Raw genomic sequence first — 13,621 nt, forward strand, 5'->3', positions numbered from 1 at the left:
CTAAACAATATATGTTTCGTACATGGTGTATTGTCGCAAGCATGTTTCTGCAGAATGTCGGTCGTCCTCTGATTGGAAACTGAGTCTCAACACCCCATAGATTTCTTCTCTTGTTTCCATGATACGAATATTGGTAATGCTTATTTTTTCTTTTGCAAGAATGCCAGTTATTTCAGAAATGATACCAGGGTAGTCAGGAACATCTACGTATAAATCGTAAAACGATGGTATGGCTCCCTTTGCCTTTACCGGCAATCCGTCTCTAAACTCCTTCGCCTTGCTGAAATATTCTAGCAAGAAGGCCTCATTATTTTGTGCTAAGCTGTCTTTTACGATTTCCATTTGCTCCATCCACTGATCTAAAAGTGATAAAATGGTTTCTTTATTATGTATCAAGATATCTTTCCACATAGTCGGGTTGCTCGAGGCGATCCTTGTGATGTCCCTAAAGCCCCCAGCTGCTAGTCTTGAGACAAACGGATTGGTAGATTGCATGTCCTCTGCCTGGTGAACAAGACCAGCCGCCACGACATGGGGGAAATGACTGATGACTCCCGCCACCAAGTCGTGTTCTGCAGCAGACATGGTGATAAAATTAGCCTTCGTTCCAGCAAGCCACATTTTTGTTAAGGCTATCTCCTTTTGTTTGGCTTCCTCCTTAAATGGAGTAAGCACATAAAAAGCATTTTCAAAAAGATGGCTTTTGGCAGCAATCACTCCGCTTTTATGGGATCCCGCCATTGGATGTCCCCCGATGAATGTAACATTATCTTGGGGGAAAAGGGTAGACGCTAAAGTTGTAATACTATTTTTCGTGCTTCCTACATCGGTAATCACAACCTGTGGTTTCGTGAAAGTAATCTTGCTTAAATGTTTTAGCACTTCGTTTGCTTGCATGACAGGTACAGAAATGACGATAAAATCCGCATCTTTCGCTTCCGTATCATAATCTTCACAAAACTCATCAATGACTTTCAACGATTTCGCCAATTTTGCTTGCTGTAGATTAATATCGTATCCAATCATATCTGCATTAGGATGTTCTTTTTTTATGGCAAGGGCAATGGACCCGCCGATAAGCCCAAGGCCAATCACCAACACTTTCCCTTTCATGTCCCTTCACCGCCTGATGTCTATATATATGTAAATAGAGAGGATATCTCCTCTCTATTAGATAGCTTGCTTCATTTTATATTCTTTCAAATAAGAGATGATTTCTGCATTCTGTTCTTGAGTTCCTACTGTAATACGTAAGCAAGTCGGGAATCCCAAAGCTTTTCCTGATCTCACAATATATCCTTTTTTCATTAAGTAATGAAATAATACATCTGAGTCTGTTTGGAAATCAATCAGAATGAAATTCCCCTCAGAAGGATAGTAGGCTAGCTTCATTTCTTCGCAAAAAGAATAATACTGCTCTAACCCTTCTTTATTTTTGGATACACATTCTTTGATAAAAGATTGATCTCCTACCGCAGCCTTGGCGGCCACTTGCGCAAGGGAGTTTGTATTAAAAGGTTCCCTTGCAGGTTCAATCAGACGAATAAGCTTCTCATTCGCTATTCCATAACCGATCCGGAAACTTGCAAGGCCGTAAGCTTTCGAGAAAGTACGTGTAATCAGAAGGTTTGGATAATCCTTTAGCCACTTCACTGTTTCAGGGTAATCCGCTGCTGTCACATATTCCTTGTATGCTTCATCTACCACTACTAATGTGCGGCTAGGTACTTTTTTTATAAAAGATAGAAGAAGTTCTTCATTGATATAAGTCCCTGTTGGGTTATTTGGACTGCATAACCAAACGATAGCTGTGTTTTCATCAATAGCGTTCAGCATTTCATCCAGCTGGTGGTAACCATCTTTCAATGGAACTTCTCTAACGTCAGCGCCTTCTATAATGGCGTTGTGCTTGTATTGTGGGAAAGAAGGCGTTGGCATGACCGTGTTCTTACCCGGTTTTAATAGTGCTCTGGAAAGAATTTGAATAACCTCATCGGAACCATTACCGAAAATAAGCTCTTTTTCTCCTACTCCTGTTTGAGCTGCAAGCACTTCTCGCAGATCTCTTGCGTAACCATCCGGGTAGGTGGCCGACTTGCTAAGCTCTGCCAACAATGCCTGATTGACGGACGGCGAGCAGCCATAAGGGTTTTCATTGGAAGCCAGTTTCACTATTTTCTCCAAACCCAATTCCCTCTTGACTTCTTCCATCGTTTTTCCAGGTTGATACGGGGTTAAATTAAGCAGTTGTTCTTTTACATCCATCTTCAACATTCACCTTTCTGCTAAAAGTGGAGAAATAAGCTCCTCTATTAGTTGCTTTAATTCCTGCAACGTCTTTTCTTCATCAACTTTAAATTGTTTTTCTTTTTCTTCGATCATTTTTATGAGCGCACTTCCTACCACAAAGCCGTCACAATATGGCTTTAAGGTTTGTATGTGTTCACTCTCTGAAATTCCGAATCCTACCGCAGTCGGGACGTTGCTTTTCTTTTTAACCTCTTCAAGAAAAGCATATAACTCTTCGGAAAATTCCTTTCGCACTCCCGTCACTCCAAGTGAAGAGATACAGTAAAGGAATCCTTGAGCATTTTCTGTGATCCTGTTCATTCTTTCTTTGGAAGTCGGAGCGACAAGCGAGATATACGTTATAGCATGTTCGCTACATTTCTCGCGTATGCGTCCACTCTCTTCAAAAGGTAGATCAGGAATAAGGAGCCCATCGACCTGATTTTGTTCCGCTAAAGCGAAAAAGGATTCTTCCCCTAATTGTAACACAGGATTATAATACGTAAAGAGGATGATCGGAATTTTCAGTCCTCTTCGCCTCATTTCACCAGCTAGCTTCATGGTGCTTGTAATCGTCGTTTTATGAGCCAACGCCCGATTGGAAGCACGCTGGATGACAGGTCCGTCTGCCAACGGGTCGGAGTATGGAACCCCAAGCTCCAGTACAGATGCGCCTACTTCCTCCAAAAGTAGTGCAAGCTTTATTGTGAGTTCCGGGGTAGGATCTCCGGACATGATAAATGGAATAAACAGCTTTTCATGTTTGGGTATTCGCTCAAGATAGGGAGTCATTCCACTGTTCCCTCCATTCGATTCATTAATGTATGAACATCCTTATCACCACGTCCTGATAAACAAACGAGAATCGTTTTATCACGTGGCAATTTTTCCGCTTCTTTATAAGCCGTCGCCAGGGCATGAGCAGACTCGATTGCCGGTATGATTCCCTCTTCTTTTGCTAGAATGTGTAGGGCCTCTAGAGCTTCCTCGTCTGCTACACTTTGGTATTGCACTCTATTACTGTCCTTAAGGTATGCATGCTCTGGTCCGATTCCTGGATAGTCAAGGCCTGCAGAAATGGAATAAGGCTCAATGATTTGACCGTGTTCATCTTGAATCAGGTAAGTCAACGACCCATGAATAACTCCCTTCGTCCCTTTTGTTAATGTCGCTGCATGAAGGGGGGTGTCAATGCCTTTACCGGCCGCCTCCACTCCAATAAGTTCAACATCGTCGTCCACGAATGGAGCAAACATTCCAATTGCATTGGAACCTCCGCCTACACAAGCTACAATTTTATCAGGCAACCCGCCTTCTCTTGTCTGGAACTGCCGTTTGGATTCTTCTCCAATCACACGTTGAAACTCACGCACCATATATGGGTATGGATGCGGACCAACAACGGAACCAATCATATAGAAATGATCTTCACAATGTTGGACCCAATAACGAATCGCTTCATTTGTCGCATCTTTTAACGTTTTATTGCCGCTGGTTGCAGGGATGACCTCTGCTCCTAATAGCTTCATCCGAAACACGTTCAAAGCCTGCCGTTCAATATCTTCCTCGCCCATGAACACCTTGCACTCCAGTCCGAACTTGGCAGCAACAGTTGCAGCAGCTACACCATGTTGTCCAGCCCCAGTTTCCGCGATAATTTTCTTTTTACCCAAGCGTTTTGCAAGCAAGGCTTGGCCGATTGCATTATTAATTTTATGGGCACCCGTATGATTCAGATCTTCTCTCTTCAGGTAAATTTTCGCTCCGCCAATTCGACTAGAAAGTTTCTCAGCAAACGTTAAAGCGGTGGGTCTGCCTGAATACTCTTTTAAATAATAATGATAGTCTTCTAGAAAAGTTGGATCTTTTAGGGCCTCTTGCAAGCCTTGTTCTAATTCTTCTAATGGTAGCATCAACGTTTCAGGTACATATTTTCCCCCGAACTCCCCAAATCTACCGAAGCTATCTGGCGTTTGTACGTTTGTCATGTTCCCTCACCATACTTTCTATCAGATTCATTTTTTCCTTACTTTTAACACGATCCACTTCCATCCCACTTGATAGATCGATTCCTTCTGGGTCATAAGGTAATAATTCTGGGAGTGTCTCTACATTTATTCCGCCAGCAATTAAATATGGAATATTATACTGGGTGGAAAGCTTGTCATAGAGCGGTATATGGGCCCAGTTAAAGCTTGTTCCCGTTCCACCGTACTGAGTGCCATTCTTTTTATCAATGACAAATCCGTCTATCAAGCCCAGGAATGATTCTAATTTCTCGACGCTCGTTTCATCTTCGTGGTGAATCACTTTCCAAATCTCCACGTCACACGCTGCCTTTAACTCTTTTAAAAAATTCAGGTCTTCATCCCCATGGCACTGAATGACATCAAGCGGAACTGTACGGACAGCTTGTAGAATTTCCTCTTTGCTTTGATTGACAAAAATCCCTACAAGCAACTTGTTCTGAGGCGGCAAATCGGCTACCCATTTTGCCACTTTTTCGGCTTTCACTTGACGCTTACTCTCGGCAAAAACGAACCCTAGATAATCTGCGCCAGTCTGTAAGGAAGCCTTATAATCTTCCAAACTTTTGTTTCCGCAAAACTTTATCTTCATTTTAGACATGTTCAAGTTCTCCAAAGAGTCTTCTTACCCCTGTACCAGGTGTTCGATCTTTCATGAACGCTTCCCCTACCAGTACGGCTTTTGCCCCAAATTCTTTTACTTGGCGAAGGTCCTCTGCTTTCAGGATGCCGCTTTCGCTAACGAGCAAGGAAGAGCTTGGAATATGTGCGGCAAGTTCCTTAGTAGTTTGGATATCCGTTTCAAAGGTTGCGAGGTTTCTATTATTGACTCCAATGATTTTTGGAGAGATTGTTTGGAGGAGTTGCGTGAGCCTCTCCAAGCTATGCACCTCCACCAGTACATCCAACCCTAGGTCTGTTGCTTGTTTATATAACTCCGCTAATTTTTTATCAGACAGGATCTCAGCAATCAATAAAATCGCATCCGCTCCAATACACGCACTTTCCTCGACTTGAATCGGATCAATGATAAAGTCTTTTCTAAGAACAGGCAGACTTGTAGTTTCCTTTACCATCATCAAATCATGCTTTGACCCCTTAAAATAAGTCTGATCTGTGAGTACGGAAATTGCATCCACACCAACTTTTTCATATTCCGCTCCAATGTCTATTGGTGCAAAGCTTTCTTTTAAGATCCCTTTGGAAGGGGAGGCCTTCTTCATTTCAGCAATCACACCTAGTTCTCGCTTCGGATTTGCCAGTGCATCGTAAAACGAAAAACGCTCTACCTTTTTCTGTGTAGGTAATGTTAAGTTTTTCACTTCTATCTTTTTCGTTTCCACAATTTTAGTTAACATGCTCGTTCACCCCTGCGTTCTTTAGTTGCTGTAGTAGTTCGTATGGTTTATTTGCCTCGATCAGTTGAACGCCAAGTTCGACACCCTTATGGATGGTTTCGGTAATTCCTGATACATAGAGAGCGGCCCCAGCATTTAAACAAACAATGTCTCGTGCACTTTCGTTGCTTTTATTTTGAAAAATCTGTTTGATAAGATGAGAACTCTGTAAGCTGTTGGATACTTGTATGTCTTCCAGTCTGCCTCGTTTGAACCCAAAGTCCTCTGGCGCTATGGAATAAGAAGAAATTTCCCCATTTTTCACTTCCACCACATGCGTGCTTGCAGTGATGGTGATTTCATCTAATCCGTCCTCTCCGGCTACAATCAAAACATGTTCCGAACCGAGTCTATTTAATACTTCCGCCATTTTATAAGCATAATCCGCTGAAAACACCCCGATCACCTGCTTTTTACATCGAACAGGATTGGCGAGTGGTCCCAGAAGGTTGAAAATCGTCCTAAATCCAATCTCTTTTCTCGGAGCCACAGCATGCTTCATTGCCTCATGATAGATAGGAGCAAAAAGAAAGCTCATTCCATTGTCTTGAAGGTTTGCTGTTGCTTCTTCTAAAGTTTGCTGTACAGGTATTTGTAATTGCTCTAACACATCTGCACTACCACTGGAGGAGGAAACTGCCCGATTACCATGTTTGGCCACTATTGCCCCGCCACTTGCCGCCACGATTGCAGAAGCGGTAGAAATATTGAACGTCGATGCTCCATCCCCACCGGTTCCGCATGTATCTATTAAATAAGGGTGCTCATAAGCTATCGGCTTCATATGTCCTCGCATCGCTTTCGTGAAACCCAACATTTCCTCTGGCGTTTCGCCTCGGAATCTAAGAATAGAAATAAAACTTGCAATCTGACTGGATGTCACTTCCCCTTTCATCATCAAATCCATCGCACTTTCTGCTTCATCCGTTGTAAGGTTTGCGCCATCTATTAGTTTTGTTAAATAGGCTTTAAACATAGCTGCATGCCCCCCCTGTCTTTTTTGCAAAATATTTATTTGCTACCTGGATTGTTTCTATTAATGCCGAAGCTTTATTAATCGTTTCCTTGTACTCTAGTTCTGGAACGGAATCTGCTACGACTCCTGCACCAGCCTGAACATAAAAACTGTTACCACGCTTTTGGATGGTCCTTATGGTTATACAAGAATCGATATTTCCGTCAAATCCGATGTAACAAATCGCTCCTGCGTATGTGTTTCTCACTGTAGGTTCGAGCTCTTGCAGTATTTGCATCGCTCTTACCTTCGGTGCGCCTGAAACCGTTCCAGCCGGAAAAGCCGCAAGCAATGCTTCCACAGGAGTAAAGGTTGGTGCCAGCTCTCCCTTTACGATGGAAATTAGGTGCATGACTCTTGAAAAATATACAAGTTCTTTCATCACCGGCGTATGGACAGAACCATAGGAGGCAACCCTTCCTAAATCGTTTCTCGCAAGATCTACAAGCATGTAATGTTCTGCTTGTTCTTTTTCATCTTGCATCAGATCTTGGGCTAATTTCTGGTCTGCCTCTTCTGTTTTCCCTCTTTTTCTCGTACCGGCTATCGGATGAATCTCTAACTTTCTATCTTGAATTTGTATTAATCTCTCAGGTGAACTTCCTATCAATTCCATCTCATCATATTGCAGGTAAAATAAATATGGTGATGGATTTTGCCTTCTTAAAACTCGGTATACATCAAACCCTTCTATATCTGCTTCTAACTCAAAACGTTGAGATAGAACGCATTGAAAGATATCACCTGTCTGGATATATTTTTTTATCTTTTCTACATGTTCAATAAAACGCTCTTTTGTGTAATTGGACTGAACAGGAAGTTCTTCTTTGTCAACGTTCACTTCCACAAGTCCATCGTTCTCTTGCCGCTTTCTAATCAAAGAGACTTTGGCGAGGATCGATTGTTTAGCCTCAGTAAATCTCTTCTGCAGCTCTCTTTCATCTTCTTTTCCTTCTAGACGGATGTAATGGATAAAGTGCAATACATTTTCCTTATGATCACATACCACGATATCCTCACAATACAAAAGATTTGCTGTGTGTTCTCCGCCATAGGATGAATGCATCGGTACTTTCTCGATAGTAGGTATAAAATCATAACTTAAATAGCCAACCGCCCCACCGGTAAATCCTATCTTTTTTTCCAACTGCTTAACTTGTAACAATCTATTGGCGTGTTGAATGACTTCATTCAAATCTTTAGATTGAAAAAGGAACTTGTCGCCATTTTCATCTCGTAATGAAATGGTGGAATTCTCAGCTGTTATTTTCATAAAAGGATTCATTCCAATAAAGGAGTACCTGGCCCATGCGGAATTGGGCTCTTTGCTTTCTAATAGATAAACCGCTTCTTTTCTAAGTGCTTGAAAAATCGAAACTGGTGTTAACGTGTCTTCAAAAAAACTTTCAATAATGGGAATGGTTTTAAATTGTTTGCTTCCATGTAGGAACTCTGCAAACTGTTGCATTGGATCTCCTCCATTTTCAAGAAATGGAGAATGAGTGTTGTAACGAGGTGTTACAGAATGAGGAAAAAAACAAAAACCCAAAGACAGAGGGGGAGTCTTTGGGTAGATATATAGAATACATTCTAACCTCAGCTAATCTCGACTCATTCTCAGCTATTCTCTTCTCAACTCGGCTCATATAAAGTTATTGATAAGATGGTAAAACTACTTGGCTCTTTAGCCCTCAACTTAATTCTCTAAACTAATCTCTAAACTGTTTTATTACTTGTAAGTACTATATGATAGAAGATTGCTAATTGTCAACCGATAATGTTTTTGCAAGGTCTGGTCGCAGGCTTACCGCTTCATGCAGATAAATATGGTGAATGTCTTTTTGCGGCACTTCCGTGTTTACTGTCATCATGACCCTGATACAGGAAGGCAGTGAGTTGGGTACAGCTATTTCCTTCGTGCACATGACCGGAACATAATCCCATCCCTCAAGGTTACGTAGCGCCTTGGCAGGGAAACATGCCGTGATATCTGCCGTTACGGAGATTAACACTTGCGCTACGTCTTCTGCCACAATGTTGTTCGCTTCGATCATGTTTTGTAGCAATTCTTCTGTTTTACAGATAATTTCTTTTTCTGCATTCTCCTCTATGGTCGTTGCGCCTCTTACACCACGAATCACCGAATTCCCCCTTTGAGTTTTTTAATAGGCTCTTTTCTAAAAAATTGTTGCTATCCACTAGTAAGATGTCGGCAGTTGGACTTTTTACTGCATGCTTATTTTTGAATATGCACGTGGCATATTTAGTATTACAGGGAAAAGAGCACGACAATAAAGAATAAATACGTAAAAGCAACAAAGTTTACGAAAATAGCCTTTTAATAAAATTCTTGTAAAGTTTCTAGTATAAGCTCATCTGGTACGGAACGCAGTTCAACTTTTCCAACTGACTGTATCAATACCATATGTATATGACTGTTCTGAGTTTTTTTGTCTTTCTTCATCCAAGTTAACAGTTCCTGAGGGGAAACGGGTGGTTGGATCTTTATTGGAAAGCCATAACGTTTCCAAGTTTCTGACAAGCTTTTGCTTAACTGTAGCTCTGGATTCAGCTTTTCACTTAACCTTGTGGCAAAAAGCATCCCCAGTGCCACCCCGTCACCGTGCGTGATTTTTCCATATCCATAGGCTGCCTCAAGTGCATGACCTAATGTATGGCCAAAATTCAAAATCGCCCGCAAACCTGTTTCTTTTTCGTCATTTGACACGACTTCCGCTTTGATTTTAATCCCGTTTTCCAGGCAAACAAGCAGTCGGTCTTCTGTGAGGTCGTTCAGATGATATATATTGCTAGTAATCCATTGATGAAAATCTCTGTCCCAGATAAGGGCGTGCTTGACCACTTCCGCAAAGCCCGAGCGCATCTCTTTCTCAGGCAAACTCTTTAAGAAATTCACATCATAAATGACCGCTTCTGGTTGATAGAAGGATCCAATCATATTTTTTCCCAGAGGATGATTGATAGCAACCTTTCCTCCCACTGCACTGTCATGTGCTAGGAGTGTAGTGGGAACTTGAATGAACTTGATTCCCCTCATAAAAGTAGAGGCAACAAATCCAGCAATGTCTCCTACCACCCCACCGCCTAGAGCAATAATGACAGAATGGCGATCCAAGTCATTTTCAAGCGCATATGTTTGAATGGCATGATAGTTTTCAAATGACTTGGCTTCTTCACCGTTTGGAATTACAAAGGTAAGGACAGTGAAAGTTTGATCAAGACTTGCAACTATTTCTGATAGATATAAGTTTGCAACAAGGTCATCTGTCACAACCAACACTTTGCTTGGTTTCTTTTGAAAAGAACCAAGTAATTGCGGCAGGTTTTCTATCGCCCCTTTTCCCAAAAATACGGGATACTCCTTAGAAACAGTCTGAACGGTAACATGCTTACAATTAGAATTTTGCGGCATGATCTCGCATCCTTTGGACATTTTCCTTGATCAGGTCCATTCTATCCTGCCCGAATTGTTCAACAATAGCTTGAGCGATTTCCCATGCGACCACTGCTTCCGCAACAACGCTTGCTGCCGGCACCGCACAGCTGTCGGAACGTTCAATGCTTGCCTGGAACGGCTCTTTTGTATCAATATCGACGCTTTGAAGCGGCTTGTAAAGGGTTGGAATAGGTTTCATGACACCTCTCACTACAATCGGCATACCAGTTGTCATACCACCTTCAAAACCTCCAAGATTATTGGATAGTCTGTAATAGCCTCTCTCTTCGCTCCAAGCAATCTCATCGTGCACTTTACTGCCCGGAAGGCTGGCTGCTTGGAAGCCAACTCCAAACTCGACTCCTTTGAAGGCATTGATGCTCATGATGGATGCAGCAACTTTGGCGTCCAATTTGCGGTCATAATGTACATAGCTTCCTACACCTGCTGGAACACCCTCGACAATCACTTCCACTATGCCGCCGATGGAATCCCCGTTCTCTTTAGCAGTATCAATGGCATCCATCATCGCCTGTTCCACATTTTTATCATAGCAACGAACAGGGGACGCCTCGGTTTTCACTTTAAGATCTTCAAGGTTGCTGACTTGCTGAGGATCTGCTTTCACTCCGCCAATTTCCGTAACATGCCCGGCAACCTTGATTCCAAGTTCAGCGAGGAACTTCCTAGCGACAGCTCCAGCAGCAACCCTTACGGTCGTCTCCCGCGCGGAAGAGCGCTCTAAGACATTTCTCATATCACGGTGACCATATTTAATCGCACCGTTTAGATCTGCATGTCCAGGACGAGGTTTTGTCACCTTGCGCTTTACCTCTTCCTGATCTTCTTGTGAAAGGGGCTCGATCCCCATAATTTTCGTCCAATGCTTCCAATCATCATTCGTTACCGCCAGGGTTATGGGAGAACCTAACGTTTGACCATGACGAACCCCACTCAGAATATCTACGGTATCCTTTTCAATCTGCATTCTTCTGCCACGGCCATGTCCCTTCTGTCTTCTTGAAAGATCCTCATTAATATCCTCGACAGTCAGTGGCAGCCCGGCTGGGACACCTTCCAATATGGTTGTCAATTGCGGTCCATGCGACTCGCCAGCAGTCAAATATCTCATCGTCATCAGCCTCTCCTTTATCTCTTTAAAGCTTTTAAGCGTGTAAGTAAAATTAATTATGTAATACTATATCATAAGTGTAGCGGATTGTTCTAGTAAAAAAAAGCAGGTTGTGGGGGAACTTTCTAAGGGGAGTTGACGGCCGCGGAAATGAGGAATGATAAAACCCCCTGTTTCCAGGGGATTTTAGACTGTTGACAAACTATAAACTAGTTAGGTTATCTGTTGGAAGAGTTGATCTCCGTTGCAGGAGCTTCGCTTTCCGCGGGCAGTCCGGAAGCCTCCTCGGGCTACGCCCTGCGGGGTCTTCCATGTCCTTTCCTCCCGCAGGAGTCTTCGCTCCTTCCACTGCGATCCACTGAGAATTTCATTATTTTAAGCTTTGTCTACACACTGAAATCCCCTGTTTCCAGGGGATTTCCTAAGCCTTCCGATAAAAAAATGTATCAACCACTTCAAACCCGTACTTGGCAGGCTGAAATATCTGTTCTGTGCTTCCCACAAAGAGAATTCCGCCCTTTTTCAGTGCACTACTGAACTTATGGTAGAGTTGCTCTTTCGCTTCCTCTGTGAAATAAATCAGGACATTTCGGCAAACAATCAAGTCATGTCCTTGTTCAAATGGGTCCGCCAACAGGTTTTGTTTATGGAAGCTAACGGTCCTTTTTATTTCCTCACTTACTTTAAAAAGTCCATCTTGCTTCATGAAATATTTTTGTTTGACTTTGGCTGGCACCTCTTGAAGGGAACGCTCCTGGTAGGTTGCAAGCTTGGCCCTTGCAATGACATTTGTATCAATATCAGTGGCCTTCACCCTTATATCACTTAATGGGATAAAGTTACTCAGGACCATCGAGAGTGTGTAAGGCTCCTCCCCTGTGGAACAGGCCGCACTCCAAACTTTTGGTCTTTTATTTTGTATTAGCATCTCGGGTAGGATTTTCTTCTCCAAGATCTCCCACCGTTTGTAATTTCGATAAAATTCGGAAACATTTATGGTCATCCGATCGAGGAATTCTATTAGCTCTTCCTGATTTTTTTCCAGAAGCTGATAATATTCTTTAAAATTTTTATATCCCTTTTTTTCGTAGAGGGAGGTTAACCTTCTCTTCATCTGTCCCTCTTTGTATAACGACAGCTCAATGCCTGTCTTTCTTTTAATCTGTTCTATAAATATACTGTAATCGTCCCTCATCCCATTCATCTACTTTCTCTCTATATCTATACTTTAAGTATAGCTGATTTGGGGTGGGAGAGGAGAAAGATTTTTCTCACTTTTTACTTGGACGGTCGATTTGTAGATTCTACCACTTCACCTGCTGGTTCTCCCATTTAACGGGGTACTTCTACATTTCCCAGCTCCCCTTCTACATTTCCCGACCTCACTTCTACCACTTCACTCCCATGTTCTACAACTTCGCACTCCAGCTACCCCAATTTTAAATTAGGTAATCACATGTTTTGGCACTCTTCATTAAAGTAAAGTACCGATCTATATTCGTTCATTCTAACGTTCAACTATCCACTTCTACCTCTCAGAGGGGTACTTCTACATTTCCCAGCTCCCCTTCTACATTTCCCGACCTCACTTCTACCACTTAACTCCCATGTTCTACAACTTCGCACTCCAGCTACCCCATTTAAAATTAGGTAATCAGACAAGATCATTTCCCCCTCGCACCAACCTCCAAAACAAACAAAAAAGCACCTCTCTCAAATCATTTCATTTGAGAAAGGTGCCTCAGACCAGATAAAGCGTTTTCAATTCGTCGTATTAGTAAATCCAGTTGTCCACATCTCTTTTGTACTCAACAAGGCCTTCACCTTTGAAGAATAGACCGATTTCGCGCTCAGCGCTCTCAGAGGAGTCAGATCCGTGGATGATGTTCTTTCCAACGATTACACCGTACTCTCCGCGGATTGTTCCAGGAGCTGCATCTTTAGGGTTTGTTGCACCCATCATGTGGCGCGCGGTAGCGATTACATTTTCGCCTTGCCAAACCATTGCGAATACCGGTCCAGATGTGATGAAGTCTACTAGCTCTCCGAAGAAAGGACGCTCTTTATGTTCACCGTAGTGCTCTTCTGCCAATTCAGTTGGAATTTGCATTAATTTAGCACCTACAAGTTGGAAACCTTTTTTTTCAAAACGAGAAACGATTTCACCAACAAGGTTACGTTGTACGCCATCAGGCTTTACCATCAAAAATGTTTTTTCCATAATAATTTCTCCACCCCATTACGATTATGTAAGGTTAGATAAACCCTAACCTACCAAAATATATCACGGTTTTTACAGTTTCG

General features: G+C 42.4%; 13 protein-coding genes. All 13 read right to left on the minus strand.

Annotated elements, in window-relative coordinates:
• The 13 genes from MKY77_RS14105 to ndk all read right to left on the minus strand — a co-directional run bounded on the left by MKY77_RS14105 (window position 1) and on the right by ndk (window position 13,538).
• On the minus strand, window positions 1–1,113 hold the full coding sequence (locus tag MKY77_RS14105; protein ID WP_339146494.1) for a prephenate dehydrogenase: 1,113 nt from the start codon (window positions 1,111–1,113) through the stop codon (window positions 1–3).
• 57 nt (window positions 1,114–1,170) lie between these two features.
• Window positions 1,171–2,265, minus strand: a complete 1,095-nt coding sequence (gene hisC, locus MKY77_RS14110; RefSeq protein ID WP_339146495.1) for a histidinol-phosphate transaminase — start codon at window positions 2,263–2,265, stop codon at window positions 1,171–1,173.
• 9 nt (window positions 2,266–2,274) lie between these two features.
• Complete coding sequence (gene trpA / locus MKY77_RS14115; protein ID WP_339146496.1) at window positions 2,275–3,081, minus strand: tryptophan synthase subunit alpha; 807 nt, start codon at window positions 3,079–3,081, stop codon at window positions 2,275–2,277.
• Window positions 3,078–4,277 (minus strand): tryptophan synthase subunit beta, encoded by a 1,200-nt coding sequence (trpB, locus tag MKY77_RS14120; protein ID WP_339146497.1) that lies wholly within the window; start codon window positions 4,275–4,277, stop codon window positions 3,078–3,080. Before trpB ends, trpA begins: the two co-directional genes overlap by 4 nt.
• Window positions 4,252–4,917, minus strand: coding sequence for a phosphoribosylanthranilate isomerase (locus MKY77_RS14125; protein ID WP_339146498.1), 666 nt, complete (start codon window positions 4,915–4,917; stop codon window positions 4,252–4,254). Before MKY77_RS14125 ends, trpB begins: the two co-directional genes overlap by 26 nt.
• Window positions 4,910–5,674, minus strand: coding sequence for an indole-3-glycerol phosphate synthase TrpC (gene trpC / locus MKY77_RS14130; RefSeq protein ID WP_339146499.1), 765 nt, complete (start codon window positions 5,672–5,674; stop codon window positions 4,910–4,912). Before trpC ends, MKY77_RS14125 begins: the two co-directional genes overlap by 8 nt.
• Entirely contained in the window at window positions 5,664–6,689 is a 1,026-nt protein-coding gene (gene trpD, locus MKY77_RS14135; RefSeq protein ID WP_339146500.1) for an anthranilate phosphoribosyltransferase, read from the minus strand. The genes trpC and trpD overlap by 11 nt, the downstream gene beginning before the upstream one ends.
• Window positions 6,682–8,196 (minus strand): anthranilate synthase component I, encoded by a 1,515-nt coding sequence (gene trpE, locus MKY77_RS14140; protein ID WP_339146501.1) that lies wholly within the window; start codon window positions 8,194–8,196, stop codon window positions 6,682–6,684. The genes trpD and trpE overlap by 8 nt, the downstream gene beginning before the upstream one ends.
• A 292-nt stretch (window positions 8,197–8,488) precedes the next feature.
• A complete protein-coding gene (gene aroH, locus MKY77_RS14145; protein ID WP_339146502.1) occupies window positions 8,489–8,869 on the minus strand; it encodes a chorismate mutase in 381 nt (126 codons plus the stop codon).
• Between the two features lie 197 nt (window positions 8,870–9,066).
• Complete coding sequence (gene aroB / locus MKY77_RS14150; protein ID WP_339146503.1) at window positions 9,067–10,161, minus strand: 3-dehydroquinate synthase; 1,095 nt, start codon at window positions 10,159–10,161, stop codon at window positions 9,067–9,069.
• On the minus strand, window positions 10,145–11,317 hold the full coding sequence (gene aroC / locus MKY77_RS14155) for a chorismate synthase (protein WP_339149823.1): 1,173 nt from the start codon (window positions 11,315–11,317) through the stop codon (window positions 10,145–10,147). The genes aroB and aroC overlap by 17 nt, the downstream gene beginning before the upstream one ends.
• Window positions 11,318–11,738: 421 nt before the next feature.
• The gene (locus MKY77_RS14160) at window positions 11,739–12,521 is read right to left on the minus strand and encodes a protein-glutamate O-methyltransferase CheR (protein WP_339146504.1); all 783 of its coding nucleotides are present in this window, start codon (window positions 12,519–12,521) and stop codon (window positions 11,739–11,741) included.
• A 570-nt stretch (window positions 12,522–13,091) separates the two neighbouring features.
• On the minus strand, window positions 13,092–13,538 hold the full coding sequence (gene ndk / locus MKY77_RS14165; RefSeq protein WP_339146505.1) for a nucleoside-diphosphate kinase: 447 nt from the start codon (window positions 13,536–13,538) through the stop codon (window positions 13,092–13,094).
• Between the last annotated feature and the right edge of the window lie 83 nt (window positions 13,539–13,621).

It is taken from the genome of Sutcliffiella sp. FSL R7-0096, assembly GCF_038595065.1.
Classification (GTDB): domain Bacteria; phylum Bacillota; class Bacilli; order Bacillales; family Bacillaceae_I; genus Sutcliffiella_A.

Bases quoted from the DNA above. Each gene is read 5' to 3' on its own strand.
- trpC (WP_339146499.1), bottom strand. From the start codon at position 5,674: ATGTTAACTAAAATTGTGGAAACGAAAAAGATAGAAGTGAAAAACTTA.
- aroB (WP_339146503.1), bottom strand. From the start codon at position 10,161: ATGCCGCAAAATTCTAATTGTAAGCATGTTACCGTTCAGACTGTTTCT.
- hisC (WP_339146495.1), bottom strand. From the start codon at position 2,265: ATGGATGTAAAAGAACAACTGCTTAATTTAACCCCGTATCAACCTGGA.
- trpB (WP_339146497.1), bottom strand. From the start codon at position 4,277: ATGACAAACGTACAAACGCCAGATAGCTTCGGTAGATTTGGGGAGTTC.
- trpA (WP_339146496.1), bottom strand. From the start codon at position 3,081: ATGACTCCCTATCTTGAGCGAATACCCAAACATGAAAAGCTGTTTATT.
- MKY77_RS14160 (WP_339146504.1), bottom strand. From the start codon at position 12,521: ATGAATGGGATGAGGGACGATTACAGTATATTTATAGAACAGATTAAA.
- trpD (WP_339146500.1), bottom strand. From the start codon at position 6,689: ATGTTTAAAGCCTATTTAACAAAACTAATAGATGGCGCAAACCTTACA.
- ndk (WP_339146505.1), bottom strand. From the start codon at position 13,538: ATGGAAAAAACATTTTTGATGGTAAAGCCTGATGGCGTACAACGTAAC.
- aroC (WP_339149823.1), bottom strand. From the start codon at position 11,317: ATGAGATATTTGACTGCTGGCGAGTCGCATGGACCGCAATTGACAACC.
- trpE (WP_339146501.1), bottom strand. From the start codon at position 8,196: ATGCAACAGTTTGCAGAGTTCCTACATGGAAGCAAACAATTTAAAACC.
- MKY77_RS14105 (WP_339146494.1), bottom strand. From the start codon at position 1,113: ATGAAAGGGAAAGTGTTGGTGATTGGCCTTGGGCTTATCGGCGGGTCC.
- MKY77_RS14125 (WP_339146498.1), bottom strand. From the start codon at position 4,917: ATGTCTAAAATGAAGATAAAGTTTTGCGGAAACAAAAGTTTGGAAGAT.